The 26,507-nt window shown below is 66.4% G+C and carries 17 protein-coding genes and 1 pseudogene; 6 read left to right on the forward strand and 12 right to left on the reverse strand.

Annotation, left to right across the window (positions count from 1 at the left end; all coding sequences use genetic code 11):
- Positions 1 to 610 precede the first annotated feature (610 nt).
- The 5 genes and pseudogenes from ON44_RS17515 to ON44_RS17535 form a co-directional block, all read right to left on the reverse strand.
- Positions 611 to 1,531, reverse strand: a complete 921-nt coding sequence (locus tag ON44_RS17515; protein WP_245567207.1) for an SCO2523 family variant P-loop protein — start codon at positions 1,529 to 1,531, stop codon at positions 611 to 613.
- The gene (locus ON44_RS17520) at positions 1,503 to 1,778 is read right to left on the reverse strand and encodes a hypothetical protein (RefSeq protein WP_157187203.1); all 276 of its coding nucleotides are present in this window, start codon (positions 1,776 to 1,778) and stop codon (positions 1,503 to 1,505) included. Before ON44_RS17520 ends, ON44_RS17515 begins: the two co-directional genes overlap by 29 nt.
- 97 nt (positions 1,779 to 1,875) lie before the next feature.
- Positions 1,876 to 2,234, reverse strand: a pseudogene (locus ON44_RS17525) (Rv2640c family ArsR-like transcriptional regulator).
- 121 nt (positions 2,235 to 2,355) lie between these two features.
- The gene (locus ON44_RS17530) at positions 2,356 to 2,934 is read right to left on the reverse strand and encodes an HdeD family acid-resistance protein (RefSeq protein WP_040691366.1); all 579 of its coding nucleotides are present in this window, start codon (positions 2,932 to 2,934) and stop codon (positions 2,356 to 2,358) included.
- Between the two features lie 68 nt (positions 2,935 to 3,002).
- Positions 3,003 to 3,413 carry a VOC family protein gene (locus ON44_RS17535; RefSeq protein ID WP_040691367.1) on the reverse strand — a complete coding sequence of 137 codons (411 nt, stop codon included), beginning with the start codon at positions 3,411 to 3,413 and terminating at the stop codon, positions 3,003 to 3,005.
- A gap of 202 nt (positions 3,414 to 3,615) precedes the next feature.
- On the opposite strand from ON44_RS17535, the gene ON44_RS17540 reads away from it, so the two are divergent.
- The gene (locus ON44_RS17540) at positions 3,616 to 4,602 is read left to right on the forward strand and encodes a glycosyltransferase family 9 protein (RefSeq protein ID WP_040691368.1); all 987 of its coding nucleotides are present in this window, start codon (positions 3,616 to 3,618) and stop codon (positions 4,600 to 4,602) included.
- 10 nt (positions 4,603 to 4,612) lie between these two features.
- Here the strand turns inward: ON44_RS17540 and ON44_RS17545 are convergent, their stop codons facing one another.
- Positions 4,613 to 4,936 (reverse strand): ArsR/SmtB family transcription factor, encoded by a 324-nt coding sequence (locus tag ON44_RS17545; protein ID WP_040691422.1) that lies wholly within the window; start codon positions 4,934 to 4,936, stop codon positions 4,613 to 4,615.
- Between the two features lie 183 nt (positions 4,937 to 5,119).
- Here ON44_RS17545 and ON44_RS17550 point away from each other — a divergent pair, with 183 nt between their 5' ends.
- The 3 genes from ON44_RS17550 (at position 5,120) to ON44_RS17560 (ending at position 7,617) form a co-directional block, all read left to right on the forward strand.
- Complete coding sequence (locus tag ON44_RS17550) at positions 5,120 to 5,806, forward strand: M23 family metallopeptidase (RefSeq protein WP_040691424.1); 687 nt, start codon at positions 5,120 to 5,122, stop codon at positions 5,804 to 5,806.
- A 163-nt stretch (positions 5,807 to 5,969) separates the two neighbouring features.
- Positions 5,970 to 7,046 carry a hypothetical protein gene (locus ON44_RS17555; protein ID WP_083897945.1) on the forward strand — a complete coding sequence of 359 codons (1,077 nt, stop codon included), beginning with the start codon at positions 5,970 to 5,972 and terminating at the stop codon, positions 7,044 to 7,046.
- A gap of 28 nt (positions 7,047 to 7,074) precedes the next feature.
- Positions 7,075 to 7,617 carry a YaeQ family protein gene (locus ON44_RS17560; protein ID WP_040691369.1) on the forward strand — a complete coding sequence of 181 codons (543 nt, stop codon included), beginning with the start codon at positions 7,075 to 7,077 and terminating at the stop codon, positions 7,615 to 7,617.
- Positions 7,618 to 7,627: 10 nt separating this feature from the next.
- Here ON44_RS17560 and ON44_RS17565 read toward each other — a convergent pair whose 3' ends face one another.
- Positions 7,628 to 7,954, reverse strand: a complete 327-nt coding sequence (locus ON44_RS17565) for a hypothetical protein (RefSeq protein WP_040691371.1) — start codon at positions 7,952 to 7,954, stop codon at positions 7,628 to 7,630.
- Positions 7,955 to 8,211: 257 nt separating this feature from the next.
- Between ON44_RS17565 and ON44_RS17570 the strand changes: the two genes are divergently transcribed.
- A complete protein-coding gene (locus tag ON44_RS17570) occupies positions 8,212 to 8,547 on the forward strand; it encodes an RNA polymerase-binding protein RbpA (protein WP_040691372.1) in 336 nt (111 codons plus the stop codon).
- A gap of 113 nt (positions 8,548 to 8,660) precedes the next feature.
- Here the strand turns inward: ON44_RS17570 and ON44_RS17575 are convergent, their stop codons facing one another.
- The gene (locus ON44_RS17575) at positions 8,661 to 9,308 is read right to left on the reverse strand and encodes a TetR family transcriptional regulator (RefSeq protein WP_040691373.1); all 648 of its coding nucleotides are present in this window, start codon (positions 9,306 to 9,308) and stop codon (positions 8,661 to 8,663) included.
- Between the two features lie 136 nt (positions 9,309 to 9,444).
- On the opposite strand from ON44_RS17575, the gene ON44_RS17580 reads away from it, so the two are divergent.
- Positions 9,445 to 10,374 carry a zinc-binding dehydrogenase gene (locus ON44_RS17580; protein ID WP_040691375.1) on the forward strand — a complete coding sequence of 310 codons (930 nt, stop codon included), beginning with the start codon at positions 9,445 to 9,447 and terminating at the stop codon, positions 10,372 to 10,374.
- Between the two features lie 24 nt (positions 10,375 to 10,398).
- Here the strand turns inward: ON44_RS17580 and ON44_RS17585 are convergent, their stop codons facing one another.
- The 4 genes from ON44_RS17585 to ON44_RS17595 form a co-directional block, all read right to left on the reverse strand.
- The gene (locus tag ON44_RS17585) at positions 10,399 to 11,181 is read right to left on the reverse strand and encodes an ABC transporter permease (protein WP_040691426.1); all 783 of its coding nucleotides are present in this window, start codon (positions 11,179 to 11,181) and stop codon (positions 10,399 to 10,401) included.
- 83 nt (positions 11,182 to 11,264) lie between these two features.
- Positions 11,265 to 12,251: a daunorubicin resistance protein DrrA family ABC transporter ATP-binding protein gene (locus ON44_RS17590; RefSeq protein WP_040691378.1), complete on the reverse strand. Its 987-nt coding sequence runs from the start codon at positions 12,249 to 12,251 to the stop codon at positions 11,265 to 11,267.
- Between the two features lie 91 nt (positions 12,252 to 12,342).
- On the reverse strand, positions 12,343 to 12,492 hold the full coding sequence (locus tag ON44_RS50280; protein WP_157187204.1) for a hypothetical protein: 150 nt from the start codon (positions 12,490 to 12,492) through the stop codon (positions 12,343 to 12,345).
- On the reverse strand, positions 12,489 to 26,135 hold the full coding sequence (locus ON44_RS17595; RefSeq protein WP_040691379.1) for a non-ribosomal peptide synthetase: 13,647 nt from the start codon (positions 26,133 to 26,135) through the stop codon (positions 12,489 to 12,491). Before ON44_RS17595 ends, ON44_RS50280 begins: the two co-directional genes overlap by 4 nt.
- Between the last annotated feature and the right edge of the window lie 372 nt (positions 26,136 to 26,507).

Here is a 26,507-nt window from a genome sequence, read left to right on the forward strand (position 1 = left end):
AACCCGCTCACGATCACACAGCCCGAGACTGCTGCGGCTCAGAACGTCCTATACCGCGACCCACGCGTTCGATCAGGCACAAACGTTAGCCAGCAGTCGATCTCGCGAACGTCTGCATCTGCCGCGGTGGTCGGCCACATCTAGATCCACAACCTTTGCGGGGCTCATCGGCGATCTCGTCCCAAGGCCCATCGCGCCCGCGCCGCGCTGTACGGCCGGGATGACGAGTTCTCGTGGACCTACTTCCGGGAGGGCAAACTGAGCTTCAGGAGATCGACATACTCGCAGGCACCCCCGCAGTGGTGGCGGGAACCGATCGGTGTCACCACCGCCGCACGTACCGCTCTGATTCCGGTGATCTGGCGCCACGGCACCAAGTCCGGGTCCGACATTCCACCGCCGTCATGAGCTCACGGCGCGCCGAATCCGGCCCGCCAGCCGCCACATCACCCGCAACCCCGACGGCAGCCTGCCCGAGGGCCGACTGCTGACCGAATGACCCACCGACGCAGGTGAACCCACGGCATCATCCGCAAAACCCAACGTGCACTTGCCATCTGGATCGGCACCTGCCCACGATGCCACGCAACATTCCCGGCCTGACAAAGTCCTACCAGAACCTCTCCCAAGTGGGGCTGTCGACGAGACGGCGCGCCAGCTCGGTGTAGGCGTGCGCGGTCGCATCATTGGCGATGCGGGCGTGCACGTCGGCGTCGAGAATGATCTGTTCGCGCCAATGCAATACCGGCTCCCATGGGACGGCGCCGAGCACCGCTGATGCGCCGAGCCGGTTGGCCGTGGCCAACCTACGCAGTGCGGCATCCTGTTCCTGCAGCCATGCCGCCTGTGCCGGGTGCCGACCTGCCTGGTGCTCTGCACCACCGGAGACGGCCGTGCGCACATAGCGAATCGAGCCGAGTAGCTCATCCGGATCATGCCCGCATTCGGCGCCGGCTTGCAGCAGTCCGTGCCGACCGTGCACCAATCCGGCGGCCGCCAGGACATGCTGCCGACTCCAACGGTGAAAGACCAACCAGCGCATCGTACTTCGGCGCAACGGTGGCAGCGCGGCCGCCCGCAGCGCAATCTCCAGTGCCGCGCAGCGACCCGCGCTGAGGTCGACGAATACGACGCGGAACTCCCGATCCAGCGCCACCAACAGTTCCGCGCATCGCCGCACCACCGCGGAGTCGCAGATGACGAATCCGGCGCCACCTTCATCTCCGGGCACCAGCACCAACCGCCCCGCGCGCGGACCGGCGCGCCGCAGTCCCGTTCGATCACTGGCAGCGCCGATGTCGATGCGGGCCGCGGTTCCGCACTCGCCGAGCAGGTAGGAGTGCACGCCGCCGTCCGCCACGCCGCACTCGGCTTTCCCGACTTCGAATAAAGCACCGGCAAGCGGTGACCCGAAATCGAAATCCACATAGGCGACGTCATGCCCGGACACGGACAGCCGGTAGGCGATATTGACGCCGGTCACCGACCGTCCGGCGCCGCCCTTATCGGATGCGCAGAAGACCAACACCACGCACCATCACGATGTTGCGTCCGCGCGGAGCGAGCACCGCCGCGACGTCGGGAGCCATATCGCCGGTTCGGTCCGGTGTGCGGGCGGAAATCTCGGTCGCCGGATACAGCAGATAGAGCAGCTGTTCGGCATCGCTGATCGAATTGGCGCCGTCCCGGCCGCCCCAATGCCACTGTTGGTCCCGATAGCAGCGGTCGAGTACCGTGCGCCACAGTTGAAGTAGCTGTTGCCTCGGTCGAATCCGCATCCGGTCCGCACCCCCGCATTCGATCAGAGCACCGAACGTCGATATCTCGAGTGTGCCCCGCAGACCGCGGCAGGCCAACTACCGCGGCCGATTCCTGCTAGCGGCAGCACTCCGGGTCGAGTACGAAACACAAGACGGACAACGCATCCCGGCGCGCCGCATGCTGCACGGCCATCCCCTGACGTACCGATTCCACCAGACCGGCGGCGCGCAACTGTCCCAGATGATGGCTCACCGTCGACTCTGCCAGCGCCACCGCGGCGGCCAACTCTGGATATTGACCGTGCCGTCGCGCTCGGCCAGCAGTAGCGACATCAACTTCACTCGCACCGGATCCGCCAGCGCCTTCAACCGCAACGCCACTTCCAGCGCGACCCGATCGTCGACCGGCGCCGCCGCCACCGGCGCGCAGCAGATCGGCGCGGACACATCCAGCGTGGGCAGTGTCTTCGGCATCCTCATATCGTGGCATACATCGAAAGCCCCGAGCCGCGCCGCCACAACGAAAACATCAGTCCCCCAGCAGAAAACGCCTGCGGCCGCCGCAGTAAGCGACGGCCGCAGGGAGTCGGAGATCTCAGATCTCGGCGAGCTTCTTCGCGTCCTTACGGACACCGAACGAGGTGACGACTTCCATGATGCCCAGGATGATCAGCCACCACCCGGCGACCAATGCCAGCGTCGCCACCGACGCGACCGGCCACACGATCAGCACCACACCACCGATCGCGGTGAGGATTCCGAAGAAGGCCTCCCAGCCTCGACCCGGCAGCGCGGGCTCCGAGATCGCCGCCATCAGCAGCGCGACACCACGGAACAGCCAGCCGATACCGATCCACAGGCCGAGCAACAGAATCGAGGCCAACTCGTCACGGAAGCAGAAGATACCGATAATGATCGACAACACACCGCTGATGAACGCGAGCACCCGGATTCCAGTGCTGGTGTGCGTGCCGAATGCGGCCACCAACTGCAGGAAGCCACTCACCACCAGATAGATGCCGAAGATGATGCCTGCGGCCACCAGTGTCACATCGGGCCAGACCAGGATCATCACACCGAGGATCACCGACAGGATGCCGGTGACCAGCACCGTTTGCCACGCACTGCGCGCAAGCGACTGCAGAGGACCCTCTAGCACGCTGTTTGTCGTCATAACATGATGCTAGGCCTCGCGCCAGCGGTTTTCTGGATATTTGCTCGAACGCTTCGAACGGCCGCGCCCTAGGCGGGTGCCGCGATATTCACCATCCACGCGATGCCGAAGCGGTCCAGGCACATACCGAATTCGTCGCCCCACATCTGCTTCTCCAACGGCACGGTCACGGTGCCACCGGCACACAGCTTGTCCCAGTAGCCGCGCAGCTCATCGGCGTCGTCACCGCTGAGACTGATCGAAATGCTGCTTCCCGGTTTGTACTCCATACCTGGCGGGGTATCCGAAGCCATCAGCGTGAACCCGCTCGGCGTTTCCAGCATGCCGTGCATGATCAGATCCGCGCCGGGCGCGTCCTTATCCCCCATATCCCCGAAGGTCTGCATGGCCAGCGTGCCGTCGAATACATCTCGATAGAACTCCAACGCGGTGCGCGCCGAGTCGGAAAAACTGATGTACGGGTTGAGTCGGGAGGTCATAGGAACGCTCCTTGGTGGTAGTTGGCCGCCATCGCCGAGGTTAGTCCACCGACTCGGACAGTGGGCTCGATAACGAGCTACTCGCTCACGTTTATCGCCGAGGGGGCTCGGGTAGTCATCCCTAAGTGGCTCTCGTCGTGTGCATCCATGGGGTGAAGCGGGTGGGTCGGGTTCGCGAGTCTCGGGTGGCTAGGAGAAGAGGGTGGCGGTTGTTCTCGTGCTGCAGGCACGTGGCCTCGGTGATCTGCTCACCGCGGTTCCCGCGTTGCGCGCGCTGCGACGGGCGAAACCGCACGATCAGATCGTCCTCGCCGCTCCGCATCGCCTGAAGCCGATCGTCGACCTCATCGCCTCCGTCGACTCCATGATCCCCACCTCCGACCTCAGCGACCTGCGCTGGGACGCTCCCGAACCCGCACTGGCGGTGAATCTGCACGGCCCGAGCGCCGAGAGCATCGTCGCACTCACCAAGACCGATCCCGGACGCATCCTCTCCTACCGAAATCCCGCCTTTCCCGAGCTGGAGGGCCCGGAATGGCAAACGGATATGCATCATGTCGAGCGCTGGTGCCATCTGCTCGAATCCGACGGCGTCGTGGCCGATCGCCGCAATCTCGGACTCGTCCCGCCGGTCGCGACCACCAGTCGCCGCGATTGCGTCGTGGTGCACGTGGGAGCGGGCGCACCGGCGCGCCGCTGGCCGCCGGACCGGTTCGCCGCGGTGGTGCGTCATCTGCTGGTGCTCGGTCGCGAGGTAGTGCTCACCGGTGACGAATCCGAGCGCGATATCGCCCTGAATATCGCCGCCCGCGCGGGCCTACCGGGTGGCCGGGTGCTCGCGGGCGAGCAGAACCTCATCGAACTCGCCGCTACTGTCGCCGAGGCGGCGCTCGTGATCTCCGGTGATACCGGCGTCGCGCATCTGGCCACCGCCTTCGGAACCCGCACCGTATTGCTGTTCGGACCGACACCGCCGCGCTGGGGTGGGCCGCCACCGCATCTCCTCGGCAGGCATGCGGTGCTGTGGGCCGGTCAGCTCGGCGATCCGATGGCCGATACGCCCGATCCCGGATTACTGCGAATCGGCGTCACCGAGGTGATCAGCGCGGTTGATAAGCAACTCGCCAAGCGGGCGTGGCCTGCCAACGGAAACAATCGCGCGCGAACGGCGTATCGCCGCGTGGGTTGACCGCCAGCATTCAGGAGTTGCCCTCGGCGCGCGCGTTGCTCAAAGCCGCCGCATAGGCCGCCAACGCGCTGGGCCAGAACTGCTCGAGATAGTCGCGCGCATCGCCCAGTCCGCGCGGATCCAGGAAGTACAGCCGCCGATTGCCGTCCGGACGCATCATCACCAGCCGAGCCTCGCGCAGTACACGCAGATGCTGGGAGGCCGCCGAGCTGGTGACGCCGACGAGTTTCGCGAGATCGCCGACCGACAGCGGCGCGGTCGGCAATGCCTCGAAAATGGCCCGGCGGGTCGGGTCCGCGAGCGCCTCGATGGCCTGAACTCCATTAGTCGCCACTGAAACAGTGTGGTCGACCGGAGGCTTGCCGGTCAACTCCGCGCAATACGGCATCACGCCAGGTCGGCAATGCATACACACCGTGTCGTTATCGAGATGTAACCAATCAACTGGGCTTTTGCCGATCTGTGACGGTTGGCACAGGATTACGGAACCCACATGGGCGTCCCGTACGTTCTAGCCATGCCCGTGACCGTACCGTTACCTTATCGTCTCGGCGCGACCCGCGCACGCCGCAACCGCGCCGCAACCCGCGTGGTTGCCGCGGCCGCCGTCGTCAGCGCCTCACTCGGCGTCATGGCCGCCGTGGAACCCGACGCACTGGCCGGGAAGACAGACCAGTCGGCCGACCGGACCAGTGGCGCCGTCGCCTTCACCGCGTTCACCCCGCGCGAGGCCCAGATACCGCAGACCGTTCCCGAGGCCGTGATCTGGGAGCAGAACCGCATCGCCACCGAGGCGGCCAGACCGCGCACCGTTCGTCCGATCGAGGGCGTGCTGACATCCAACTTCGGCATGCGCTGGGGTGCGCTGCACGCCGGCCTCGATTTCGCCGACGCCATCGGGACCCCGATCGCCGCGGTCACCGACGGCACCGTCATCGAGGCGGGCCCGGCCTCCGGCTTCGGCCTGTGGGTGCGGGTGCAGCAGGATGACGGCACCATCGGCATCTACGGCCACGTGAACGATATTCTCGCCACCGTCGGTCAGCAGGTGCGCGCGGGCGATGTCATCGCCACCGTCGGCAACCGTGGCTTCTCCACCGGCCCGCACCTGCACTACGAAATCCACTCGGGCAACGGCGCACCGATCGATCCGATGCCCTGGCTCGGCGCGCGCGGTATCGCCGTCGGTTTCGCCCCGGAGTAAGCGGACCCGCCGCTCCGCGTTCGATTCGGCCACCGGCGCATTCGCGATTCGATGAGGGAATTGCGTGTGCGTCCGGTGGTCGATTTTCTAGTACCTCGGTATTACCCGCGAATGGCGCTGCAGCGGGACGTGGCCGGGCGTCGTCGATTCCTACCGTCGGATCATGCCGACGATCGATACCCTTTCCGCCCGTGGTGATTCCGCGCGCCACCGCCGCACCGCCGTCGTACCGGACCTGCCGGGCGGCAGACGCCTCCATCGCCCGCTGTTGTGGATGGTGGCCACGATGGGTGCGCTCGTCGTGTTCTCGGTCGGTGGCATGGTGTTCGACGACCGGACGCTGCTCGACGAATCCGTATGGCTCAAACCGTTCAAGTTCGGGCTCGCATTCGTGCTCTACGGAATCACCCTGGCATGGCTGCTGTCGTTGCCGCACAAGGGGAGTCGGGTCACCTGGTGGATGGGAACGGTGTTCGCGATCACCGGATTCGTGGACGTCGGGTTCATTGTGGTGCAGGCCGCGCGTGGGACCTACAGCCATTTCAACAGCGAGGCCGATGCGGTGAATTCGATCGGTCAGATGGTGTTCGCGTCCGGCGTGCCCGGCTTGTTCTTCGCGAATCTCGTTATCGTGCTGATCCTTTCGTGGCAGCGGCTCGTGGACCGGCCGACCGCTCGGGCCATTCACGCCGGACTCGGGCTCGCCGTCGTCGGGATGGCGCTCGGGTACCTGATGGGGTTCACCGGGAAACAGTTGGTACGCGACGCCGACGGCAATGTGGTCGAGTTGGTGGCCGGACATACCGTCCTGGACAATCCGTCGCTGGACGCGCGTGACGGTGTCGGCGGCATGCCGATCACGCACTGGAGCACCATCGGCGGCGATCTGCGAATTCCGCATTTCCTCGGCCTGCACGCCATTCAGGTCTTGCTGCTCGCTGTTGTCGCACTGACCTGGCTGGCGCCGCGCTACCCGTGGCTGCGGGCCGAACGCACACGCGCCGCGTTGATCGGTGTGCTCGCATCGGGTTATGCCGGGCTGCTCGCGATCGTGTTCTGGCAGGCGATGCGGGCCCAGTCGCTGGTGCATCCGGACGGTCGGACGCTGTTCGCCTTCGGTGTGCTCATCTGGATGGTTGCTCTACTGACCCTCGGCGTCTACTGGCGGGCGCGCGCCAACGGCCGCAACGCCCCGAGTGCCGTGCGACTGTTCGCTGCAGGCACGCACCCCCACGGGTAGTAGCGGCGTTCACTAAGCTCCTGCTCCTATGGCCCTAAGCGCAACACTGCACAACTTCGCCGTCCAACTCGCCGATGTCGACCGTGGTGTCTATCAGGAGTTGGAGTTGCGGGTTGCGCGCCACCCATCCGAAACCGCCGAGTTCATGCTGACGCGACTGCTCGCCTACTGCCTCGAGTACGAGGACGGCATCGCCTTCAGCGACGGCGGTGTGTCGTCCACCGACGAGCCCGCGGTGCTGGTGCGCGATCTCACCGGACGGCTCACCGCCTGGATCGAGATCGGTGCACCCGATGCCGATCGCGTGCACCGCGGCAGCAAATCGGCTGAGCGCGTTGCCATCTACACCCATCGCGACCCGGCCAAGGTGCTCGCACAGCTCAGCGGTAAGCGGATCCACCGTGCCGAAGCGATTCCGCTGTACAGCTTCGATCGCGACTTCATCGATTCCGCGGTAGCCGCGATCGAACGCCGCAACACGGTCACGGTATCGATTACCGAGCGACTGCTGTACCTGGATCTCAACGGGACGAACCTGAGCACGTCGATCGAAGAGCGCAGGCTCGGCTAGCGGTCGACGCTCACCGCAGCCGTTCTGCCTCGCGGGTGAGGGTCAACAGTGTGGCGCTCAACGCCTTCAACTCTTGGGTGTCGGCGCCTTCACCGATGGCGGTGGCGACGTCCTCGGCGGCGCAGCGGGCGGCGAACCAGCGGTCGGCCAGATCGGCCGCCTCCTGGGCGCTCAGCACCACCGAATCCGCCGGAATTCCGGTTCCCTTCAAGCTGTTGCGGTGTTCGTAGGCGCGTTGACGACAGGACTGACGGCAGTACCGGCGACGACGTCCGGCCTCCGATTCGACGATCTCCCGCCCACACCACAGGCAGCAGGACAGCAAGCGGCGCGACATGACGCAGAACCCTAATGGTTGTGCCGACCGAATGGGACTCGCGACCCCGGTTTATCGGCGCGGCGTGGGCGTGGCGGAAGGTGGCCGGGACACCGACTACAATGGAACGGTTCGCCAGTACGCCGATGGGGAACTATTGGCGCAGGCACGATCGTTACATCTAAGGTCCAGCGAGCGTCACGCGTTCATCCGGTAGTGACCGATGAAGGACGCGGTCGCGGCGCAACAAGACTCGAGCACACAGGGAGAGGCACACCATGGCAGATCGCGTACTCCGGGGCAGTCGGCTCGGAGCGGTGAGCTACGAAACCGATCGCGACCACGACCTGGCCCCGCGACGGATTGCTCGGTACCGGACCGATAACGGCGAGGAGTTCGACGTCCCCTTCGCCGACGACGCCGAGATCCCCCCGACCTGGCTCTGCCGTAACGGCCAGGAGGGCACCCTCATGGAGGGCACCACCCAGGAGACCAAGAAGGTCAAGCCGCCGCGCACCCACTGGGACATGCTGCTGGAGCGTCGCAGCAAGGAAGAGCTGGAGGAGCTGCTGAAGGAGCGGCTGGATCTGCTCAAGACGCGGCGTCGGGTTTAGTTCCGGCAGGGTTTCCGAAGACAACAGAAGGCCGCTTGCACCAACTGGTGCGGGCGGCCTTTCTCGTACCCGAGCACCCGTGGCGGGCAACGGATTTCCGCAGGAGCGAAGATTCAGAGAGAACGCCGGGGTTTCGGGGTCAGGGTGAGGGCGCTGGGGATGGCTGCGAAGGCAGCGCGGAGATCTGTTGTGAGGGTGAGGGTGTCGATGGGGTCGGAGCGGGAGCTCCAGGTGTCGAGGGCACGATGGAATGCGGCGATGAGGATGTCGAGGACTAGTCGGGGGCGGTGATCGGCGGGGTCGAGGGCGAAGCGGGCGGTCAGGAGAGCGAGGGCTTCGCGGACGGTTCGGTCGCAGAATTGCAGGTTGTGTGCGGCCATCGAGGGAGTGCTCTGGGCGAGTCGATGGCTGCGGATGGCGCGGTCGGCCCAGCCGTCGCTCGGCATCTGGTCCAGTGCCACGCACAAGGTTTCCTGCAAGACGTGCAGCAGGGTGCCGCTGCCGGGCCGACGGGTGGACAGGTCGGCGAGGAAAGCCCCCCATAGGTCCTGCAGCGGCGCCATGGCGACGTCTTCTTTGCTGGTGAAGGTGCGGAAGAACGTGCGCTTGGAGACGTCGACGGCATCGCAGAGTTCGTCGAGGGTGGTGTTGTCGAATCCGCGTTCGGTGAACAGGTCGAGTGCGGTGTCGATCAGTGCCTGCCTGGTCCGCAGTTTTTTGCGCTCGCGCAGCGGCAGCCGGTCGGTCGCAGCATCAGCCATGGTCGCCAGCCTACCGAACTATTGCCGATTAGCGGCTATTGCCATTTGACAGCTTTTGCCACTCAGTGGCAAATTAGGTCTCATCGCCCATCGCGGTGACCCACTACCCCGTTCTCTGCTCGAAAGGCGTTGTGCCATGCGCGCATTGGTTGTCGACCATTCCGCTCCGTCCGGTTTGCGGATCGATCGGGTTCCCGACCCGCGACCAACCCCGAATCAGGCGCTGATCCGAGTGACGGCAACCTCGCTCAACTACGGGGAGGTCCGGTTCGGGCTGGCCGATGCCCCCGACGGCGCGGTTCTCGGATGGGATGCGGCCGGAATCGTGGAACGCGCCGCCGCCGATGGATCGGGTCCGGCGGTCGGCACGCTGGTGGTGACGCTGGGTGCGGACGGGGCATGGGCGGAACTGCGCGCGGTCGATACCGACCTGATCAGCGCCGTCCCCGCCCACGCGGACCCGGGTGCGATCAGCACCATTCCGGTAGCGGGTGCGAGCGCATTGCGGGCGTTGCATCGGCTCGGACCGATTCTGGGTCGGCGAGTGCTGGTCACCGGTGCCGCGGGCGGCGTCGGACGGTATGCGGTCCAGCTCGCGCGGATGGGCGGCGCGCACGTCATCGCGGCTACCGGAAATCCAGCCGCCCATGGTGCGAGCCTGGAGGCACTGGGGGCGGCCGAAGTCATCGCCGAGCCCGCGGCACTGCGGACTCCGGTTGACGGAGTGGTGGATATGGTCGGCGGTCGTCAGTTGGTCGACGCCTATCAGCGCCTGTCCGAAGGCGGCACGCTGGTCGCGCTCGGCCACTCCGCGGGTCAGGACGAGACGTTCCCATTCGGCGCACTCTTCGGCGATCAAGGCCGCGACAACCGCTCGATCGTCACCTTCTTCCTGCTGTCGTGCCCGAATCTGAGCCCGGACCTGCACTGGCTCGCCACCCAAGTCGCCGCGGGAAACCTGGACCCCAACATCTCCTGGCGCGGCGACTGGACACAGGCAGCCGATGCGATAGACGCGCTCCTCTCCCGCCGCCTGCACGGCAAGGCAGTCCTCGATCTACGTTGACGCCGGCGAACCGCCACGCGCGCACTACTTACTGGCGACCTTGCGGTAGCGCAGCAATGCCAACGGCACGACCACCACCAGGATGGCGAGAGAACACGCCACCGCGTAGGCGATGCAGTGGTCGGCGGGCCAACCGGTTGGGGTGCCGAAGCTCGGGGGTGCGCCGTTGTCGAAGAGCTTGCGTCCGGCGGCGGAGACCGCGGTGATGGGGTTCCATTCGGCGACCGTGCGCAGCGGACCGGGCAGCGATTCCGCCGAGATGAAGGCCGAGGAGATGAACGTCAACGGAAACAGCCAGATCAGGCCCGCGCTCTGGGCGACTTCGACGGTGGGTGAAAACAGGCCGGTAATAGCCCCGACCCAGGACATAGCGAACGCGAACAGCAGAATTATCGCGAATGCCAGTACGGCATCGACGATCCCGCCGTTGATGCGCCAGCCGACGATATACCCGCAACCGACCATGACGGCCAGGCTCAGGATATTCACCGCCAGATCCGAGAGTGTGCGCCCCATCAGCACCGCCAGCCGCGACATCGGCAACGTCCGCATCCGGTCGATGATGCCCTTCTCCAGATCACCCGCCAGGCCGACCGTGGTGAAGGCGGCGTTGAAAGCGACTGTCTGGGTGAAGATTCCGGCGAGCAGGAATTCGCGATACTGGCCGCCGCCGAGTGACGCGCCGAAGATGTAGGCGAACAGGAAGACGAACATCAGCGGCTGGATCGTCGCGGTCACCAGCAGGGTCGGGACCCGCAGGATGGTCAGCAGATTCCGGTACGCCACGATGGCACTGTCCCGGATGATCCGGACGTGTGGCTGCCGAATCTCCGGTGGGGATTCGGTTTTCGCGGTCGATTCCGCTTCGGCGCGCGCGACTGCGGTGCTCATCAAGACAAGATCTCCTCTTGTACATCGTCGATTTCCGGCTCGAGTTCGTGCGCGGCGGTGCCGGTGAGGGACAGGAATACATCGTCGAGACTGGGCCGGTGCACGCCGGCGTCGACCACGCACACCCCGGCGTCGTCGAGCCTGCGCAGCGCTTCGACCATGGTGCGGGAGCCGTCGGCGACGACGATGGAGACTTCGTCCGCGCCCAGATCGTGGGTCGGCTCACCGATACCGACCTGCGCGAGGATCGTCAGCGCCGGCAGCACGTCCTGGCCCGGGGCCAGCGTGACGGTGAGCCGGTCGCCGCCGATAGAGGTCTTCAGCTCATCGGCCGAACCCTTGGCGATGACCCGCCCGCGATCGATGACCGTGATGCGGTCGGCGAGTTGGTCGGCCTCTTCCAGATACTGGGTGGTGAGCAACACCGTGGTGCCGTCGTCGACGAGATCGCCGATGACGCGCCACATATCGAGACGGCCACGCGGATCCAGGCCGGTGGTCGGCTCGTCCAGCACCACCACCGCGGGCCGCGCCACCAATGCGCCGGCGAGGTCGAGCCGCCGCGCCATACCGCCGGAATAGGTACCCGCGCGACGGTGCGCCGCATGGTCCAGGCCGAAGGTGCTCAGCAACTCCGCCGCACGAGAGGTGGCCTGCCGCTGCGACATTCCGTACAGCCGCGCCACCATGCGCAGATTCTCGTATCCGGTCAGGTTGGCATCGACCGCCGCGTACTGACCGGACAGCCCGATGCGCCGCCGCGCGGTCGCCGGATCGCGCAAGACGTCGATGCCCGCCACCCGCACCGATCCGGCACAGGGCCGCAGCAGGGTGGTCACGATGCGCACCGTCGTCGTTTTGCCCGCGCCGTTGGGTCCGAGCAGTGCCATCACCGTGCCCGCCGGAATCTGTAGGTCGACCTCGTCCAGCACCCGCACCCGGCCGTAAGTCTTGACCAGGCCGCGCACCTCTACCGCCAGACTCACGACACAACCTGCCGAGCCCTCGCCCCCGGCGCCCGCACTCTCGCCGGGCCCGCTACCGATTGCTCACGGCCTGTCGATTCACCGTATTCGTTCACGACTCGCTCCTGTTCCGCCCCTCGGCACCGGCGTCCCGGCCCGCGCGGTCGTCGGCGATATCTCGCGCGAATCCGCCTCGGTAACACCAGGTTTCGTCGATGCGTGCGGGTGCTGTGTCGATGGATTGTTCGAAACGCTCTTTCACGACCGTGCCTCCTGCCCCGGTGCGTCTTCCAGGTGCTCGTTGAGCACCGGACCGATGACGGCGAGTGATTCCGGTGTCGCCATGGCCGAGTGTTTGCAGGGCAAGTCGTGGTTGTGAATGGTGCCGGTGACGAAGGGCGCCCACGCCGCGGCGCAGCGGGTCGGGTCGGTGCGATTGATCTCGTCATCGGCCGCGGTGAAGAAGAGCAGATCACCGTCGAAGGCCCTGGGGCGGAAGCCGTGGGCCAGGACCGTGCCATTGGTGTAGCCCGCGTAGAGGCGCTCCAGGTGTTCGACGGTCAGGGCGGCGAACGGGCCGGGACGCGAGCTCAGCAGTTCGGCGGCGTCGCGCAGGGTCATGCGCGGGTCGAGTTCGACGTCATCGGCGTCATTGCCGAATTCGCCGATGATCTCGGCCACCGTGGGGATCGCATGCTCGAGCCATTCGTCGGTGAGCTGGTAGCTGTCCATCATCGACAGCAGCGCGACCTGCTCGCCCGCCTCCTGCAACTGGACCGCCACCTCGTGCGCGATGAGGCCGCCCAACGACCAGCCGAGCAGATGGTATGGCCCTTCGGGCTGGATCGACTTGATGTGCGCCACATAGTTTTCCGCGGCCTCGCCGATCGAATCGAACCCGTCCTCGCCCGCGACATGTGGTGCCTGCAATCCGTACACCGGGCGATCCGCAGCCAGATGCGCGAGCAGTCCCGAGTAGCACCAGGACAGTCCGATCGCGGGATGGATGCAGAACAGCGGGGCCCGGCTCGCGGCGGTGCGAGCCCGGATCGGCAGTACCGGCGCCAGCGTCGCGGCAATGGCCGCGCCGGGGTGACCGGCCCCGTCCAGCCGGGCCGCGATGGCAGCCGGGGTGGAGTCGCCGAACATCAGCTGCACCGGGAGATCGATCCCGTTGGCGCGCAGCTCAGCCACGACCTTCGTGGCCAGCAGTGAGTTGCCGCCGAGTTCGAAGAATCCGTCTTCGACACCCACCGTGTCGATACCGAGCACCGTCGCGAAGGCGGCGCACAGCTGCACCTCGGTCGGGGTAGTCGGCGCCCGATAGCCTTCGCTCGCGCTGAAAACCGGTTCCGGCAACGCATTTCGGTCGAGCTTGCCGACCGGGCTCAGCGGAACCTCGTCGATCAGCATGATCGATTGGGGCACCATGTAATTCGGCACCCGCGCCGCGAGATGTTCGGTGAGCTCGGCCGTCTTCGGCGTAATTCCATCGCACGGCTTCACATACGACACCAATGCCGTCGCACCGGCGGGGGTCCGATAACCGATGGTCGTCGAGAACTCGACCGCGTCGTGCCGCGCGAGCGCGGCGTCGATCTCGCCGAGTTCGATGCGGAAGCCGCGGATCTTCACCTGATGGTCGGTGCGGCCGAGGTATTCGATTTCGCGGGCCGAGTCGGAGTCGTGCCCGAACCAGCGCACGAGATCGCCGGTGCGATACATCCTTTCACCCGGCTTGCCGTAGGGATTCGCGATGAACCGCTGCGCGGTCAGCCCCGGCCGGTTCATATAGCCCCGTGCCAGCGCACTACCCGCCAAATACAGCTCACCGGTCACCCCGACCGGCGCGGGATGCAGCCGCCCATCGAGGATGGTCGCGTTGACGCCGCGGATCGGCCCGCCGATCGTGATCGGCCCGCCCGGGGTCATGGGCTGGGAGATCACCGTGACAATGGTGGTCTCGGTCGGCCCGTACGCGTTGTACAGATTGCGTCCGGGTGCCCAGCGCGCGGCCAGCTCCGGCGGCAGCGCCTCGCCACCCACCAGCACATGCGCCAGTTCGGTGACGCCGGTCGGATCGACCGTGCCCAGTGCCGAGGTGGTGATGAATGCGTGCGTGATCCCCTCGTCGATGAACACCCTGCCCAGTTCGGCCCCGCCGACCACACCAGGTGGCGTGATCACCAGCGTCGCCGCACCGCCCAGTGCGAGCAGCAGGTCGAGCATGGCGGCGTCGAAGCTCGGTGTCGCGAAATGCAGAACCCGGCAACCGGGGTGCACCTCGAACCGCTCCGCGGTCTCCGCGGCGAAGTTCGACAGGCCACCGTGGGTGACCACGACGCCCTTCGGCGTGCCGGTCGAGCCGGAGGTGTAGATGACGTATGCCGGATTGTCCACCCGCAGCACACTGGTCCGCTCGCCCACCCTGATCGGCGCGTCAGACGTATCCAGCACCCGCCCACGGAATTCGGCATCGTCGAGCACGATCCACTCGGCATCGCCCGGCATCTGGTCGCGGTGCGCGGCCAGCGTGATACCCAGTGCCGCATCGGAATCGGTGAGCATATGAGAGATCCGCTGCGCCGGATACAGCGGGTCGACCGGCACGAATGCCGCACCCGCCTTGGCCACCGCGAGCATCGTCGCCACCGATTCGACCGAGCGCGGAATCCCCAGCGCCACCAGCGTTTCCGGGCCGACACCACGTTCGATGAGCACTCGTGCCAGCCGGTTCGTCCACCGGTCGAGCGCGTCGTAGCTCACCTGGGTGTCGCCCGAACGCAGCGCGATGGCCCTGCGGTCGACATTCGCCGCGGTCTCGAACACCTCGGGGAAGGTGACGGGCCGGTCCGCTTCCGCCCCGCGCACCGGAGCCAGCCCGGACCATTCGGCGGGATCGAGCAGCTCCAGATCGCCGACGGCGGTGGTCGGATTCGCGGCAACGCCGGCGAGCAGCCGGACCAGTCGCCTGCCGAGCCGCTGTGCGGTCTGCTCGTCGAACAGATCGCTCGCGTAGTTGACCGACAGGTTGATGCCGCCGGGTTCCCTTGTACTGGTGTGTGATTCGGTCAGTGTGAACTGCAGATCGAACTTCGCGATCCCGGTGTCGACATCCTCGGACTCGATGCGCAGCCCGGGCAGATCGAGAACCCGCACCGGGTGGTTCTGCACCGAGAGCATGACCTGGAACATCGGGTGATGTGCCTGCGACCGGGACGGATTCAGCACCTCGACGAGCCGCTCGAACGGCAGGTCCGCATGCGCGAACGCATCCAGATCGATATCGCGCACGGCGTGCAGCAGGTCGGTGAACCTGGCGTCCGGATCGATCCGGGTGCGCAGCACCAACGTGTTGACGAACATGCCGACCATCCGATCCAGCTCGGGGTGGCCGCCGCGACCGGCGATCGGCGTGCCGACGGTGATGTCGTCGGTCGCGGTCATCCGGTGCAGCAGTACCGCAAGGGCGGCGTGCAGCAACATGAACATACTGACGTTATTGCTGGTGGCGATCGTCCGCAGTTCCCGATGGGTCAATGCGTCGATCCGGCATTCGACGATGCCGCCGCGATAGGTCGGCGCGGGCGGGCGCGGCCGGTCCGTGGGCAGGTTCAGCAGCTCCGGAATTCCGTCCAGGGTGTGCCGCCAGTAGTCGAGCTGGCGGTGCACCACCGAATCGGGATCGTCCTCGGTGCCGAGCGTGTCCTGCTGCCAGAGCGTGTAATCCGCGTACTGGATCTCCGCTTCCGGCCAGTCCGGCGTCTTTTCCTCGCATGCGGCCGCGTAGGCGGCGGCCACATCGGCGGCCAGCGGAGCCAGCGACCAACCGTCCATCGCAATGTGGTGGACGACCAGCACCAGAACGTGCTCGGTCGTCTCCCCCGGTGTCGTTTCGATGGATCCGTCCGGGCCGATCGTGATGAGCGCGGCGCGTATCGGCACCGTCGACGCGAGATCGAATCCCGGAGTCGCGAAATCCTGTACGGCACCGGGGATTTCCGAGAGCGGCAGCGTCGCGGCGAACAGCGCGACGGCCGCGTCGGCCGGGTCGAGAATCTGCTGCGCGGGTACCCCATCGATCTCCGGGAACACCGTCCGCAGCGTCTCGTGCCGCCGCTGCACCGCATGCAATGCCCGCACCAGCGCATCGACATCCAGCTCACCGCGCAACCGCAGCACCACGGGGATGTTGTAGGCCCCGGTGGCATGACCCGCGCTGTCGCCGATCTGGTTGAACCGGTTCAGGAACCACAGTCGATACTGCGCCGCCGACAACGGAATCCGCTCCGGCCGATCGCGGCGCACCAGCTCCGGCCGGGCGTCGGCACCGGATCCGGAATCGAGCAGCGTCGCGAGTTCGGCGACCGTCGGCATGGTGAAGACGGTGCGCACCTCGAGCCGGGTACTGGTCGCCGCGGCCAGCCGGGCCACGAGTTGGGTTGCCAGCAGCGAATTTCCGCCGATATCGAAGAAGCTGTCGTCGGCGCTCACGCCCTCGACACCGACCAACTCACCCATCACCTCGGCCACCAGCCGCTCGGCATCGGTCGCGGGTGCGCGCTGCGCCGTGCGCACCGTCAGCTGCGGTTCCGGCAATGCGGCGACGTCCAACTTGCCGGTCGGGGTCAGCGGAATCCCGTCCAGCACCGTGATACTCACCGGAACCATATGTGCGGGAAGCTGTTCGGCGACACGGGCGCGCACCGCCTCGACATCCGGTGTGGTGTCCTCGACGGGCTGGATGAACGAGACGATCCGATCCGCACCCGCGATATGGCGCACCTCGGTGTGTGCGAACCGCACGTGTTCATGTGCGGCGAGCGCATTGCTGATCTCGTTGAGTTCGATGCGGAAGCCGCGCACCTTCACCTGATGGTCGCTGCGACCGAGGTAGACGATCTCGCCCGCGGCATTCCAGCGCACCACGTCACCGCTGCGGTACACCCGCGACCCCGGTGGTCCGAAGGGGTCGGCGACGAATCGCGTCGCGGTGAGCTCGAACCGGTCGAGATACCCACGTGTGACACCGAATCCGCCGAGGTACAGGTCGCCGGGCACACCGACCGGCACCGGACGCAGCCGCTCGTCGAGCACCAGCGCCCGCGCACCGCGCACCGGGGTGCCGATGGTGATCGGTTCGCCGATCGCCATCGGCTCGGAGATCGTGATGACGACCGTGGTTTCGGTCGGCCCGTATCCGTTGAACATCTGCCGTCCCGGCGCCCAGCGGGCCACCAATTCGGGGCCGAAGGCCTCGCCACCTACCATCACCGCACGCAGGCTCGGCAATGACCACCGTTCCCGATCAATGGTGGCCAGCGCGGCCGGGGTGATGAACGTGTGGGTGACGCGTTCGCGCTCGATGAGCGCCGCGAGTTCGTCGCCGCCGTAGATATCCGGCGGGACGATCACCATGGTCGCACCGGATCCGATCGCGAGCAGCAGATCGAAAATGGCCGCGTCGAAGCTCGGGGAGGAGAAGTGCAGCGTGTGCGAATCCTTGTCGATCCGCATCCGCTCGCGGACCTCGTCGCCGAAGTTCGACAGACCGCTGTGCGTGACGGCCACGCCCTTGGGCTTGCCGGTCGAGCCCGAGGTGTAGATCACATAGGCCAGATCGGTGATCTCGACAGGACGATGGCGCTCGTAGTCGTCGACCAGGCAGTCGTCGAATTCGTCCAGTTCCTCGATGAATTCGGGAGCATCGAGCAGTAGCCAGTCGGTGCCCGCGGTCGCGGGCAGCCGATCGGCGTGCTCGGACAGCGTGACACCCACCTTGCACCCGGAGTCGACCAGCATGTGCCGCACGCGATCGGCCGGATAGTTCGGATCCACCGGCACGAATGCGGCGCCGGACTTGGCGACCGCGAGCATGGCGATAACCGAGTCGACCGAGCGGGTCAGGCCGAGTGCCACTCGGTCCCCCGGGCCGAGCCCGCGCTCGATCAGTGCGCGTGCCAACCGATTCGAGTGCCCGTCGACCTCGGTGTAGGTCAGCGAGGTGCCGCTCGCGCGAATTGCCGTGCGCTGCGGATGCATATGCGCGGTGGCGGTGAAGTACGCGGCCAGCGTGCACTGCGGCGTGGTCGCACCGCCGGTGGCCGGGGTGAGCTGGCGTCGCTCGAATTCGGTGCGTACGTCGATATCGCGGACCAGCGCCTGCGGCGCGGCGGTAATCGCCGCCAACACCGCCAGGAAGCGATCGGCCATCGTCCTGACGGTCGATGCATCGAAAAGCTCTGCGGCGTAGACGAATTCGAAGCCACGCTGCGACCCGCGCGGTCCGGCGTCGCGTGCGCCGACATCGACCCGCAGCTCCAGCTCGAATTTGGCCAGCGCGATATCCAGTTCCTCGGCACGCAGCGCGAGGTCGGGCAGTTCGAGTGCGGGAACCGGCCCGTCCTGCACCGTCAGCGCCACCTGGAACAGCGGATGACGACTGAGGCCGCGCGCATCGCGCCCCAACTCCTTGACGATGCGCTCGAACGGAATGTCCGCATGCGCCATGGCAGCCAGCCCGTTGTCCCGATCCGCGCGCAGCAGCGTCGCGAACGGAATGTCCGGGTCGACGTCCGAGCGCAGCACCAACGTGTTGACGAACATGCCGACCAGCTCGTCGAGCTTGGTATCGGTGCGCCCCGCGACCGGCGTGCCGATCACGATGTCCCGACCGCCCGTAATGAACCGCAGCATGACCGCGAGGGCCGAGCGCAGCACCATGAACATGCTGACGCCCTGCTCTCGCGCGAGTTCGGCCAGCGCCCGCTGCACCGGCTCGGGCACGGTGAAGCGCACCGAACCCGCCTCCTGTGTCGGTGTGGCCGGCCGCAGCCGATCGTAGGGCAGCGGCAGTTCGTCCGGCAGATCCGCCAGTGCGGTGCGCCAGTACGCGAGTTGCTCGCCCGCGAGGCTGTCCGGATCTGCCTCGTCACCGAGGTAGGCGCGCTGCCACAGCCCGAAATCGGCGTACTGCACCGGAAGTGGCGTCCAATTCGGTGCGCCACCCTCGCGCCTTGCCGTATAGGCGGCGGCCAGATCCCGGGTCAGCGGGCCGAGCGACCAACCGTCGGCGGCGATGTGGTGTACCACGATGCCGAGCAGATGACGCCGAGGTTCGGTGCGCAGCAGGGTGATCCGCAGCGGGATGTCCTTGGTGAGATCGAATCCGGTGCGGGCCATGGCCCGCAGTGTCTGCTCGGCGGCGCTCTCGTCGGTCGCCACCGGCTCGACCACCGGCATGGCCTTGGCGGTCGGCAGCACCGACTGCTGGGCGCCGAGCTTGTCCTGCGGGAAGACCGTGCGCAGCACCTCGTGCCGCTCGACCAGATCGGTCAGCGCCGCCCGCAGTGCCGCCGCATCCAGATCGCCGTCGATCCGAATGACGAATGCGATGTTATAGGCGCTCGATTCGGGTGAAAATCGATTGAGGAACCACAGTCGCTGCTGGGGCAGCGACAATGGAATGCGTCCCGGACGTGGGGCATGCACAGCCAGCGCCGCCCGTTGCGTCCGGGGCGCTTCCGTTATCCGTTCCGCGATACCGGCCACCGTCGGTGCCTCGAAGATCAGCCGCACCGGCAGGTCGACGCCGAATTCCGCGTGCAGTGCGGCGGCGAGGCGGGTGGCGAGCAGCGAGTTGCCGCCCACCTCGAAGAAGCTGTCCTCCGCGCCCGTCATCGGGTGGCCGAGGATTTCACCGAACGCGGCGGCGACGCGCTGCTCCAGCAGCGTGCTCGGCGCACGCGAGGTACCCGCGGCCGCGAAAACCGGTGCGGGCAGGGCCTTTCGGTCCAGCTTGCCGGCCTGGGTGACCGGCATCTCGTCGAGTACGGTAATCGAGGCAGGCACCATGTAGCCCGGCAGCCGCTGACGCGCGGTCTCGGCGATAGCGGCGGCCTCGATCGGTTCGTCCGCGGTCACATAGGCGACCAGGCGGGTCTGGCCGTGTTCGTCGGTGTGCACGACGGTGAGCGCGGCGCTCACACCTGGATGGGCACGCAGCACATGGTCGATTTCGCGCAGTTCGATGCGGAAGCCGCGGATCTTGATCTGGTCGTCGGCACGGCCGAGGAAGCGCAGCTGTCCGGTCGGATCCGAGACCACGAGATCGCCGGTACGGTACATCCTTTCACCGCGCCTACCGTGCGGGTTCGCCGGGAAGCCCTGTGCGGTAAGGCCGTATCGGCCCAGGTAGCCGCGGGCCAGCCCCGGACCGGACAGGTAGAGCTCGCCCGGGGTGCCCGGTGGCACCGGATGCAGTCGACCGTCCAGCACGAACAAGCGCATGCCGCGCACCGGCATGCCGAGCGGCACCGGACGGCCCGCCTGCATCGGACCACTGGCGGTGGCGGCGACGGTCGCCTCGGAAGGTCCGTACATATTGTGGATGCGGTGCCCGGCCGACCACCGTTCGACCAGTTCCTCCGAGCACGCCTCACCGCCGACGATGACGGCCTCGAGCTCGTCGAGACCCTCCTCCGGCACGGTGGCCAGCGCGGCCGGCGTGATGAAGGCATGGGTGACCCGCTCCGTGCGCAGCAGATCGGCGAGTTCCACACCGCCGTACATGCCCGCGGGTGCGACGACGATGGTGGCGCCCGCCGCGAACCCGAGCAGGATCTCCAGCACCGAGGCGTCGAAGCTCGGCGAGGAGAAGTGCAGCGTGCGTGCCGAATCCGTGACACCGAACAGATACATCTGCTCCTGTGCCAGCGATGCGATACCGGCGTGGGTGACGATCACGGCCTTGGGCTTTCCAGTGGAACCCGAGGTGTAGATCAGGTAGGCCGGATGTCCGGTGCGCAGCGGGTAGTGACGGTCCGCATCGGTGACGGGATCGGTTGAGTAGCGGGCGGATTCGGTGGCCAGTTCGTCGGAACCGAGTACCAGCCAATCGACATAGTGCTTGCGGTGCTTACCGCCTGCGGCAGGCCAGGCGGGCATGGTGGCCAGGGATTCCGGCACGGTCAGCCCGAGCATGGCGCCGGAGTCGGCGATCATATGCCCGATCCGCTCGGCCGGGTAGCTCGGATCGATCGGCACATATGCCGCACCGGTTTTCGCCACGGCCCAGATGGCCGCGATGGAATCGAGGCTGCGCGGCAAGGCGATCGCCACTACGACCTCGGGTCCGGCGCCGTGTTCGATAAGCGTGCGCGCCAGGCGGTTCGACATCTCGTCGAGTTCGCGGTAGCTGGTGTCGACGCCCTCGTAGCGCACGGCGGCCGCGTCCGGCAGCCGCTCGGCGATGTCGGTGAACAGCTGCGCCAAGGTGATCGAGGGCTCGCCCGGAGCACCGGCAATCGGCGCGAGCTTCGCGGCCTCGCGCCGGTCCAGGATCTCCAGATCGCCGACCGGCCGGTTCGGCTCGGCGACGACGGCACTGAGCACCGCGATGAACCGGCGAGCGAACGATTCGACCGTGCGCTTGTCGAAAATATCGGTGGCATAGCCGAATTCGGCGTGCAGCGGGCCATCGGCGATACCGTCGTGCAGTTCCAGCTGCAGATCGAATTTGGCGATATCGGCGGCGATCGGCAGCACCTGCGCCTGCACACCGGGCAGATCGATGCTCAGATCCGGTGCGCGGTCATAGGACAGCATCACCTGGAACAGCGGATGCCTGGCGGCGGAACGCTCGGGATTGACGAGTTCGACCAGCCGCTCGAACGGAACATCCGCATTGGCGAAGGCATTGAGATCGGTTTCGCGGACCACATCGAGCATCTGGTCGAATCCGGCGGCCGGATCGACCTCGGTCCGCAACACCAGTGTGTTGACGAACATGCCGACCAGATCGTCGAGCGCCGGATCCGAGCGGCCCGCGATCGGGGTCCCGATCGCGATATCGGTGCTCGCGCACAGCCGCGCGAGCAGGGTGGCCAGTACGGCGTGCAGCACCATGAACATGCTGACACCCCCGCTGGCCGCGAGTTCGCCTGCGGCGCGGCGGATCTCGGGTGCGATGGTGAACTCCACCCGCCCGCCGTCGGTCGAGCGACGCAGCGGGCGCGGACGATCCAGCGGCAGGTCGAGCTGATCCGGCAGACCGGTGAGAGCCGCGCGCCAGTAGGCGAGTTGACGGCTCAGCGCACTCGCCGGATCGGCTTCGTCGCCGAGCAGTTCGCGCTGCCACAGGGCGAAATCGGCGTACTGCACCGGCAGCGGGTTCCATTGCGGTGCGATGCCCTTCGCACGCATGGCTACCGCTGCCATCAAATCCCTGGCGAGCGGTGCGATCGACCAACCGTCGCCGCAGATGTGGTGCAGCACGACGAGGAATACGTGCCGATCCGGTCCGGTGGTCCACAGGGCCACCCGGATCGGGGCCTGACTGCGCAGATCGAAACCGTATCCGGCGAACTCCTCGGCGAGTTCCTGCACATCGGCGCCGGTCGCGTCGATCGGGTCCAGGGTGAGCGGGATATCGGTGGCCGGATGCACGAGCTGGTACGGACCTTCCGGCGCATCCGGGAAGGTGGTGCGCAGGGATTCGTGCCGTTCGATCACATCGACGAGTCCGGCACGCAGCGCCGCCAGATCGAGGGGTCCATCGATCTGGACGGCAAGCGGCATGTTGTAGGCGGCGGCATGTTCGGCGAAGCGATTGAGGATCCACAGCCGCTGCTGAGCCAGCGACAGTGGAATCCGTTGCGGCCGTTCGGCCGGTACCAGCTTCGGGGAGGACGCGTCCGGGTTGTGGGCGGCGAAGCGCTCGATCAACGCGGCGATGGTCGATGCCTCGAACAGGTCGCGGATAGTGAGCCCGGTACCGAGGGCGGCATTGATCCGCGCGACCGCGCGGGCGGCGATCAGCGAATTGCCGCCGAGATCGAAAAAGCCGTCCTCGACACCGATGCCGTCGATGCCGAGAACTTCACTGAAGATGCCGGCGAGGACCCGCTCCACCTCGGTGCGGGGCTCGGCGGTGAGATGGCCGGACGGGCGGGCAGCGATGGGTTCTGGCAGCGCCTTGCGGTCGATCTTGCCGTTCGCGCTCAACGGTAGTTCGCCGAGCACCATCAGCACCGAAGGCACCATGTAGCTGGGCAACGTGCGACGCAAGGCATTCAGCAGCGCGGCGCTGTCCAAGTGGTCCGAAAAGGCCGGGGTAGCAACGACATAGGCGACGAGTTCGTCGCCGGCACGGCCGTGGTGGGCGACACAGACCGCGCGGGCGACCCGTTCGTCGGCAAGCAGTGCCGCCTCGATCTCGCCGAGTTCTATGCGCAGACCGCGGATCTTCACCTGGAAGTCGCTGCGACCCAGGTATTCGAGGACACCCCGACCCGAATTCCCTTGGTGGCCACCGAGATCCGGATCACCCTGCCAGCGCGCCAGATCGCCGGTGCGGTACATCCGGGCGCCCGGGGTGAACGGGTTGGCCACGAAACGATCAGCGGTCAACCGAGATTGGCCGAGATAACCGCGCGCCAGTTGGACACCAGCGAGATACAGCTCGCCGACGACCCCCGGCGGCACCGGCCGCAGGCGCGCGTCCAGGACGTAGGTCTGGGTATTCCACACCGGTGAGCCGATCGGCACGCTATCCGGGTCGGCCGGGCACGGCCAGTAGGTGACATCGACGGCAGCTTCGGTCGGCCCGTACAGATTGTGCAGTTCCGGCCCGTGCAGGGCGGCATGGAAATCACGGACGGTGGCCGCGGGCAACGCTTCACCGCTGCAGAACACCCGGCGCAGCGTGGTGCAGCCGCGCACATCGGTATCGGTGACGAACACCGAAAGCATGGACGGCACGAAATGGGCTACGGTGATGGACTTTTCGGCGATCGTCCGGGCCAGGTAGCCGGGATCGCGATGTCCGTCGGGCGTCGCGACGACGAGTCGCGCGCCGATCTGCAAGGGCCAGAAGAATTCCCAGACCGAAACGTCGAAGGTGTCCGGGGTCTTCTGCAGTACCGCGTCGGTGCCGTCCAGCGGATATTCGTGCTGCATCCAGCGCAGCCGGTTGACGATCGCGGCGTGAGTTACACCGACGCCCTTGGGTTTTCCGGTCGATCCCGAGGTGAAGATCACGTAGGCGAGATGATCGGCACGCAGCGGGGAGCGACGGTCGGTGTCGGTGATCGGGTGGGCGTCGAAATCCGTGAGGTCGACGGTATCGATCGCGACCGTGTCCGCGCCCGCAGGCAGCGGGAGTTCGTCTCGGGCCGTGGTCAATACACAGACCGGATCGGCCTGTTCGAGGATCTGCTCGATCCGCTCGACCGGATGATCCGAATCCAGCGGCAGGTAGGCCGCGCCTGCCTTGACGATCGCGTACATGCCCACGACGAGTTCGATGCTGCGCCGCAGGTACAGGCCCACCACCTGCTCGGGGCCCGCGCCGCGCGCGATCAGCAGTCGGGCCAATTGGTTGGCACGCTCATCGAGTTCGCGGTAAGTCAGTGTCTCGTCACCGAATTCGAGCGCGACCGCATCCGGGCAGATCATCACGCGGTCGGCGAACAGGCCGGACAGGGTCCCCTGTTGCGGCGCGGTCTCGGTCGCGTTCCATGTGTGCAGCACGCGCTCGCGCTCGTCATCGGTAATGGCGATGAGACTCTCGGCGTGCGTATCGGGATCGGCGGCGAGGAATCGGGTCAGGAAGTCCAGGAACCGGCCGTGGTGCGCCGTGACCTCGAACTCCGCGTAGAGCCGCGGATTGGCCTCGAAGTCGATATGGATGCGACCGCCCTCGCCGTTGTACAGATTGATGGACAGGTCCTCGACCGGGCCGGTGGCCAGCACATGCAGCGAGCCGAGCAGACTGCCGAACTTCAGCTCGTCGTGGAACAGCATGATGTTGACCATCGGGCCGAAGAACCCGCGCGCATCGCGGGAGTAGCCGCAATCGCGGCGGATGTCGTCGTGCCGGTAACGCTGGTGCCGCAACGCTCCGGTGATCTGCAATTCGGCGGCGCGCACCACATCGCGAACGGTGGTATCGGCATCGAAGCGCACCCGAATCGGCACCACATTCGAGACCACGCCGGCGGAGCGGCGAAGCGCGACCGTGGTCCGCGCCGATACCGGCAGACTCAGCACCACGTCGGGATTGCCGGTCACCGAGCGCACGTAGGCGGCCAGTGCGGCGACGAACATGGTCGAGCTGTGGGTCTCGAGTTCGGCCGTGGCCGCGTTCATGGCGCCCTCGGCGCGTTCGTCGAGGACCGCGCAAGCACGCCGCCGCCCCGCGTCGGGGGCGGCGGTGAGGCCGTTCACGTTGGACAGAGTCATCGGTCCACCCGCGCCCGCTAATTGCTCGAGCCAATAGTCGCGATCGTTGCGGAACCGGCTGGAGTCGCGGTATGTGGATTCGTCCGCATAGATTTTGGCCAGCGGTGTGGCTCGGGATGCCTCCGGTTCGGTGCGGTTCTCCACCGCCGTATAGATCTCTGCGGTGCGGGTGAGTGCGTTCATCGCGCCGTAGCCGTCGATCACGATGTGATGGCCGCGTGCATACCAGATGTAGTCGGATTCGCCGGTCCGCAACACGATGTTCGTAGTGAGTGGATCCCGCTCGAAGTCGATCGGCGAACTGGCGTGCTCGTTCATCCAGCGCAGCGCGGCAGCATGCGGATCAGGCTCGTCACGCAGATCGATCCGGCCCCAGCCGGGGCGGCGGGTGTGGTCGATCACCTGATGCGGGACGCCGTCGATCTCGATCAGACGCACATGTCCGACCTGCGTTTCTACACCGAAACGTTCGATCGAGTACAGCAGGCGTCCGACGTCCAGGTCTCCGTGGATCTCGACATACTGCGCAATGGTCAGCGGGACATCCGGGCGGATACGTTGGGCGTACCAGAGGGCTGTTTGCGCCGGCGACAGTGCGAATGGTTGTGCCGAGAATTCACCGGAAGAGCATTGGTCGACGCGATCCGTGGCCAATGACTTCATCAATCACTCCTTCTGCCGCTGTTGATGCACAACTCCCCGAGCACCGCCACCGCAGGCGCGCACGCGCCAGCCGTAGGACGTGATCCACGCCCATAGATTCGGAGCATCGAATGCAACGGATGGCCAGCGTTGCGGATTTGTTTCACTTCGAACGACGTTGGCAGCAAGGCACTTTCACAAGCTACATTCCCGCAAACTCTCCAAATTTGCGGTTTGAGCGGCATAAACACCGGAAAACGACGACCTACGCCAGCTCTTATCGCAAGCTGGCGAACTGCACGCTAACGCTCGGGACAGACCTGGAGATGGTTTCGCAGCCCCGAAACATACCGATTGTTTGGTTAGGGAAAAGCCCTACTCATCGCGCTCAAC

Origin of the sequence: Nocardia vinacea NBRC 16497, assembly GCF_000308835.1 — a bacterium.
Classification (GTDB): Bacteria; Actinomycetota; Actinomycetes; order Mycobacteriales; family Mycobacteriaceae; genus Nocardia; species Nocardia vinacea.

What these genes read in the sequence shown, in the direction of transcription:
- ON44_RS17520 (WP_157187203.1), bottom strand. Translation starts at nt 1,778, where the DNA reads ATGCGGATTCGACCGAGGCAACAGCTACTTCAACTGTGGCGCACGGTA.
- ON44_RS17530 (WP_040691366.1), bottom strand. Translation starts at nt 2,934, where the DNA reads ATGACGACAAACAGCGTGCTAGAGGGTCCTCTGCAGTCGCTTGCGCGC.
- ON44_RS17535 (WP_040691367.1), bottom strand. Translation starts at nt 3,413, where the DNA reads ATGACCTCCCGACTCAACCCGTACATCAGTTTTTCCGACTCGGCGCGC.
- ON44_RS17550 (WP_040691424.1), top strand. Translation starts at nt 5,120, where the DNA reads ATGCCCGTGACCGTACCGTTACCTTATCGTCTCGGCGCGACCCGCGCA.
- ON44_RS17555 (WP_083897945.1), top strand. Translation starts at nt 5,970, where the DNA reads ATGCCGACGATCGATACCCTTTCCGCCCGTGGTGATTCCGCGCGCCAC.
- ON44_RS17560 (WP_040691369.1), top strand. Translation starts at nt 7,075, where the DNA reads ATGGCCCTAAGCGCAACACTGCACAACTTCGCCGTCCAACTCGCCGAT.
- ON44_RS17565 (WP_040691371.1), bottom strand. Translation starts at nt 7,954, where the DNA reads ATGTCGCGCCGCTTGCTGTCCTGCTGCCTGTGGTGTGGGCGGGAGATC.
- ON44_RS17570 (WP_040691372.1), top strand. Translation starts at nt 8,212, where the DNA reads ATGGCAGATCGCGTACTCCGGGGCAGTCGGCTCGGAGCGGTGAGCTAC.
- ON44_RS17575 (WP_040691373.1), bottom strand. Translation starts at nt 9,308, where the DNA reads ATGGCTGATGCTGCGACCGACCGGCTGCCGCTGCGCGAGCGCAAAAAA.
- ON44_RS17580 (WP_040691375.1), top strand. Translation starts at nt 9,445, where the DNA reads ATGCGCGCATTGGTTGTCGACCATTCCGCTCCGTCCGGTTTGCGGATC.
- ON44_RS17595 (WP_040691379.1), bottom strand. Translation starts at nt 26,135, where the DNA reads ATGAAGTCATTGGCCACGGATCGCGTCGACCAATGCTCTTCCGGTGAA.